The organism is Mycobacterium sp. (assembly GCF_052144515.1).
In the GTDB taxonomy this organism is placed as follows: domain Bacteria; phylum Actinomycetota; class Actinomycetes; order Mycobacteriales; family Mycobacteriaceae; genus Mycobacterium.
On record NZ_JBKQQD010000356.1, the window covers coordinates 1 to 5,655 of the forward strand.

At 68.1% G+C, this 5,655-nt stretch carries 5 protein-coding genes; 3 read left to right on the forward strand and 2 right to left on the reverse strand.

Annotated elements, in window-relative coordinates; genetic code table 11:
- Positions 1 to 121: 121 nt before the first annotated feature.
- Complete coding sequence (locus ACLP9N_RS23225; RefSeq protein ID WP_442409597.1) at positions 122 to 1,090, forward strand: hypothetical protein; 969 nt, start codon at positions 122 to 124, stop codon at positions 1,088 to 1,090.
- A 17-nt stretch (positions 1,091 to 1,107) separates the two neighbouring features.
- Here the strand turns inward: ACLP9N_RS23225 and rsmI are convergent, their stop codons facing one another.
- Positions 1,108 to 1,941 carry a 16S rRNA (cytidine(1402)-2'-O)-methyltransferase gene (gene rsmI, locus ACLP9N_RS23230; RefSeq protein ID WP_442409598.1) on the reverse strand — a complete coding sequence of 278 codons (834 nt, stop codon included), beginning with the start codon at positions 1,939 to 1,941 and terminating at the stop codon, positions 1,108 to 1,110.
- A gap of 24 nt (positions 1,942 to 1,965) precedes the next feature.
- Between rsmI and ACLP9N_RS23235 the strand changes: the two genes are divergently transcribed.
- Positions 1,966 to 3,555, forward strand: coding sequence for a dolichyl-phosphate-mannose--protein mannosyltransferase (locus ACLP9N_RS23235; protein WP_442409599.1), 1,590 nt, complete (start codon positions 1,966 to 1,968; stop codon positions 3,553 to 3,555).
- 70 nt (positions 3,556 to 3,625) lie between these two features.
- Here ACLP9N_RS23235 and arcA read toward each other — a convergent pair whose 3' ends face one another.
- Positions 3,626 to 4,834 carry an arginine deiminase gene (gene arcA / locus ACLP9N_RS23240; protein ID WP_442409600.1) on the reverse strand — a complete coding sequence of 403 codons (1,209 nt, stop codon included), beginning with the start codon at positions 4,832 to 4,834 and terminating at the stop codon, positions 3,626 to 3,628.
- Between the two features lie 81 nt (positions 4,835 to 4,915).
- On the opposite strand from arcA, the gene ACLP9N_RS23245 reads away from it, so the two are divergent.
- Positions 4,916 to 5,533 (forward strand): alpha-ketoglutarate-dependent dioxygenase AlkB, encoded by a 618-nt coding sequence (locus ACLP9N_RS23245; protein ID WP_442409601.1) that lies wholly within the window; start codon positions 4,916 to 4,918, stop codon positions 5,531 to 5,533.
- Positions 5,534 to 5,655 lie beyond the last annotated feature (122 nt).

Sequence of the window (5,655 nt, forward strand, 5' to 3'; positions counted from 1 at the left end):
GTGCCACGACGACGGTCATGGCACCCGCTTCCCCCTGCCCACTTGACAAAACCAACTACATATCAGGGCGTAGCTGGCTTAAGACCCAGTCAAATCGCGAGTTGATGGCAGGGGATCTGTAATGAGAGTCGCTGTCCTGGGCGCGGCCGGGGCCGCTTTGTTGGGTGCGACGCTGGCGATTGCGCCACTGGATACGCCCGGCGCACCGGTGCGCGGCTCAGGGGCGTGCGGCAACGGCGCCGGCGGATCATGCGAGCGACTGGCTTCGGTCTTGGCGCCGCAGGCGGGACCGGCGGGACAGGCGACGGGACCGGCGCTGGCGGCGCCCGTACCGGCGCCACCGGCTCCGGCGCAAGCGGCGGGGCCGTCGTACGCCCTGCCTGCGCCGCACCCGGTGGCAGCCCAGGTAATCGCGCCAGGATTGGCTCCCCGACCAGGTGTGCCGTCAGCCGCCGTGCCCGGGTTGGGCGTGCCGGGAGTCCCCGGCCAGACCACCGTTCCGGGCGTCGGCGTACCGGGCGTTGGCGTGCCGGGCATTCCTGGCCTGCCCGGCGTGGGCCTGCCCGGGACCGACATATCAGGCTACGATTTGCCCGGCCTCTTGAACCAGGCCTACGCGCTCGTGAACGGCGTGGTTGGCGCAGATGTTGCCGCGAGTACGATCGGCCCGATCACAAGCGGAGTCCTTGGGGCGGCGGGCATCGTCGCGGGCGTAGGCACGTCCGGCCTCAACTTGCTGGTAACCCTGGCGTATTTGAACCGGCTTAACGGCAGCGGCACAAGCAGCAACCTCGCGGGAGCCGCCAAACTGTTCTCGCTGCTGGCACCCACCGTCGGTACGGCGCAACTGCCGGCGGTGAGTGTCCAGGCGCTAGCGGCTAATCTCCCCGCCCTACCCGTTCTCTCCGTTCTCTCGGCAGCGGCCCTCCCGGCGGTGGCTCTCCCCGCGCTTCCGAGTGTCCCCGCGCTTGTGGCAGGCCTCAAGACCCTACCGCCACCCCAACTGCCGCCGCTGCCGCCGCTGCCCCAACTGCCGCCTCCCCCGGTGCTGTGCGGGCCGGCGATCGGCTTCTTCCGGCCCTGCATATAGCGCGCAGCCCACCCCGCTCAGCGGCGTGACCGCAGCACCGCGTCGTAGAGCTGGCTAGAACGGACCTCCGGATGCGCGGCGGCCACCTGGTTACAGGCGTCCTTGACGCGCACCCCGCCGGCGACGAGCTCCTGCACGTGCGCCACCAGCGAAATCGGGTCGGCGCTTGGAGTCGCGCCGGCCAGCACGACGGTGATCTCGCCGAGCACACCGTCGGCCGCCCACGTCGCCAGCTCGGCGAGCGATCCGCGCACCACTTCCTCGTGCACCTTGGTCAGTTCCCGGCAGACCACAGCGGAGCGTGCGCCGCCGAGTTGCTCGGCCGCGTCGCGCAGGCACGCCGGCAACCGGCGCGGCGACTCGAAGAACACACAGGTGCGGCGTTCGTCGGCCAGCGAGGCCAGCCAGGTCCGGCGCGCCGAGCTCTTGCGTGGCGCGAAACCCTCGAAGCAGAACTTCTCCGCCGGCAACCCGGAAACGGCCAGGGCCGTGATCACCGCGGACGGCCCGGGTAGGCACTGCACCCGTAAGCCGGCATCGACGCAGGCCACAACCAGGCGGTAGCCGGGATCGCTGACGACCGGCATTCCGGCGTCGCTGACCACCAGCACCGTCGCTCCGGCCTGGATCGCGTCGACCAGAGCAGGCACCCGCGCGGCCTCGACCTGATCGAACATGCTGACCACCCGGCCGGTGATCGCGACGCCGAGCGCCTTGGCCAGGTTTCGGACGCGTCGGGTGTCCTCGGCGGCCACGACATCCGCAGACCCCAGCGCCGTGATCAGCCGGGGCGACGCATCCGACGGCTGGCCCAAGGGCGTCGCACCGAGCAACAGCCGACCTTCGGTCATGACGGACAGCCTACGATCGACCTGATGACCGCCCCGCCCCGCGAATCCCCCGTCGGTGTGCAGGAGCGTCTGCTGCCCCGTTCAAAGTTGGCCAGCCCGGGACCGCTAGTTCCGGTCGCCGATTTCGGACCACTGGACACCGTGCGCGGCTGGATCGTGACCGGCGTGATCACCTTGCTCGCTGCGGTGACCCGCTTTTTGAACCTCGGCTCACCGACCGATGCGGGCACACCCATCTTCGACGAGAAGCACTACGCGCCCCAGGCCTGGCAGGTGCTGCACAACCACGGGGTGGAAGACAATCCCGGGTTCGGCCTGGTGGTTCATCCCCCGGTCGGCAAGCAACTGATCGCCATCGGCGAGGCGATCTTCGGCTACAACGGGGTGGGCTGGCGGTTCACGGGCGCGCTGCTCGGCGTGGTGGTGGTGGCGCTGGTGCTGCGGACTGTGCGGCGCATCAGCCGTTCGACACTGGTCGGCGCCATCGCCGGGTTGCTGCTCATCTGCGACGGCGTCAGCTTTGTCGCCGCGCGGACCGCGCTGCTGGACGGCTTCCTCACCTTCTTCGTGGTCGCGGCATTCGGCGCACTCATCGTCGACCGCGATCAGGTTCGCGAACGGATGTACGTCGCGCTGCTGGAGGGCCGCACCACCGACACCGACTGGGGCCCGCGGCTCGGCGTGCGCTGGTGGCGCTTCCTGGCGGGGGTCCTGCTCGGATTGGCCTGCGCGACAAAGTGGTCCGGCCTGTACTTCGTGGTGTTCTTCGGTGCGATGTCGTTGGCGTTCGACGTCGCCGCGCGCCGCCAGTACCAGGTCACCCGGCCCTGGCTGGGGGTTTTGCGACGCGACCTGTTCCCCACCGGATATGCGTTGGCGCTCATCCCGTTCGCGGTCTATCTGGCCGGCTATGCGCCGTGGTTCGCGTCCGAGACCGCAATCGACCGGCACGAAGTGGGCCAGACGATCGGTCCGCACTCGGATTTCCCACTGCCCGATGCGGTGCGCTCGCTGTGGTACTACACCTCCAAGGCGTTCCAGTTCCACGCCGGACTGACGAATTCCGCGGGCAACTACCATCCCTGGGAATCAAAACCGTGGAGCTGGCCGATGTCGCTGCGGCCGGTGCTCTACGCCATCGACCAGCAGAACCTTCCCGGTTGCGGCGGCCAGTCCTGCGTCAAGGCGGAGATGATGGTGGGCACGCCCGCCATGTGGTGGCTGGCGGTGCCGGTCTTGCTTTACGCGACGTGGCGCACGGCCGTTCGGCGAGACTGGCGCTACGCGGCCGTTCTGGTCGGTTATTGCGCCGGGTGGTTGCCGTGGTTCGCCGACATCGACCGGCAGATGTACTTCTTCTACGCCGCGACGATGGCCCCGTTCCTGGTGATGGCCATCGCCTTGATCCTCGGCGGCATCCTCTACCGGCCCGGTCGCGGCTCCCTTGCCCATAGCGCCTATAGCGCCGAACGACGCACCCTGGGGCTAATCGTCGTCTCCTGTTACGTCGCTCTGGTGGTGACGAATTTCGCGTGGCTGTTTCCTGTGCTCACCGGTCTGCCGATCGCACAACAGACCTGGAACATGGAGATCTGGCTGCCCAGCTGGCGCTAGGGCCGAGCAGACGCAAAAGCACCCGCACGCGGCGTGTCGGGTGCTTTTGCGTCTGCTCGCGGTGTCTGCGCTAAAGAGGGTCGCGCGCGGCGGGGCAGGACATGCAGCGGGGCCCGCCACGGCCGGTACCCAACTCGGAGCCTGCGATGGTCAGCACTTCGATGCCCGCGTCCTGCAGGCGAGTGTTGGTCTGCACGTTGCGCTCATAGGCGACGACGACACCTGGCGCCAACGCCAGCGTGTTGTTGCCGTCGTCCCACTGCTCGCGTTCGGCGATCACGGGGTCCAAACCGGTGTCGATCACCCGCAGCTTGTCGATCCCGATCGCGTTGGCGGCCGCCTCAAGAAACGGAGCCGCGTCGCTGATGGTGACACCGTCGGGCGTGCGCTGAATCGTGAACGCCGAGAGCGTGTCCACGATGTTCGCGTACATCACCACTGTGTCGGTGTCGACCATCGTGCACACGGTGTCCAGGTGCATCTGCGCGCGTCTCTGCGCGATCGGCATAGCGAGCACCGTGTTCGCCAGGTCATCGTCAAAAAGGCTGCGCGCCAACGCTTCCGCACCGGCCGGAGTGGTTCGCTCACCCACCCCGATCGCGACCACACCCGGCGCGAGCAACAGCACGTCACCACCCTCGACGGGGGCGGTTCGCGATTCGTAGGCCTTCCGCACGCCGGTGAACCGCGGGTGATGGGCGTAGATCAGGTCGGTCAGCGACGTCTCGCGCACCCGCGCCCGCAGCGCCAGCGACGGGATCACCACCCGCGGCCCGACCCAGATCGAGGAATCGCGAGTGAAAACCAGATTGGGCAACGGCTCGATCACGAAATCCGCGCCATGGTGCATGCGAAGCACCAACGACACGTCAGTCCGGGTGTCCGACGGGAGCTCGTTGAACGTCATGCCGGCCATCAACACATGGGCCAGCGCGGCGGGCTCAAGGCCTCGCAGGTAGGCCGAAAGCTCTTGTGCCAGCGGCGCTCCGAGCCGGCGCGCATCGACGGCGGCGGCCACCCCGTGCATTCGGGCGGCCCCACTGTCCAGCGCCTCGGTCAGCAGTTCGGACAGCAACAGCACTTCCACGCCGCGCGAACGCAGCAGCTCGGCGAATTGGTCGTGCTCCTCCTGCGCGCGCGAAACCCACGGCAGCCCGTCGAACAGCAGCTGATCATTGTTACGAGGGTTAAGTCGCAGCAGCTCGGCGCCGGGGCGATGCAGGATGGCGACCCGTAGCGCTCCCACCTCGGAATCGGTGCCCCACTCGGCAACACTCACACCTACGACCGTAGCCGCGCCGATCGCGACGGTCGCGTCATGCACGGTTTGATCGAACGGATGTGCGATAGACTGGCGGCCGTGGGGACCCGAATACAGGGGGTACAGGGCTCGCTGTTCGAGCACAACGAGCGCAGGCAACTCGGTGACGGCGCCTTCGTCGAGATCCGCGCCGGCTGGCTCTCGAACGCCACCACGGGTGGGGAAGGCCTGCTCGACGCGCTGCTGTCGACCGTGCCGTGGCGTGCCGAACGCCGCCAGATGTACGACCGGGTGGTCGACGTGCCACGGCTGGTGAGTTTTCACGACCTGACCATCGAAGAGCCCCCGCACCCAGACCTGACGCGGCTGCGCCGCCGGCTCAACGACATCTATGCCGGCGAGCTCGGAGAGCCGTTCACCACCGTCGGCCTGTGTTGTTACCGGGACGGCTCCGACAGCGTCGCCTGGCATGGCGACACCATCGGCCGGAGCAACTCGGAGGACACCATGGTGGCGATCGTCAGCCTGGGCGCCACCCGTACCTTCGCGTTGCGCCGACGCGGCGGCGGCCGTTCGTTGCGACTGCCGCTGGCCCACGGCGATCTACTGGTGATGGGCGGATCATGTCAACGCACTTGGGAACACGCGGTTCCCAAGACATCCGCGCCCGCGGGGCCGCGGGTCAGCATCCAGTTCCGGCCGCGCGACGTGCGCTAGTGCTCCGTCTGCGATTTGATCTGGTGAAGGGTCTCGCGGCCACGTTGGACTTTCGTGATGATGTCGTCGGCGCTGGCTTTCCAGATGAACGGTTTGGGATCGAGGTTCCAGTGCTGGGACCA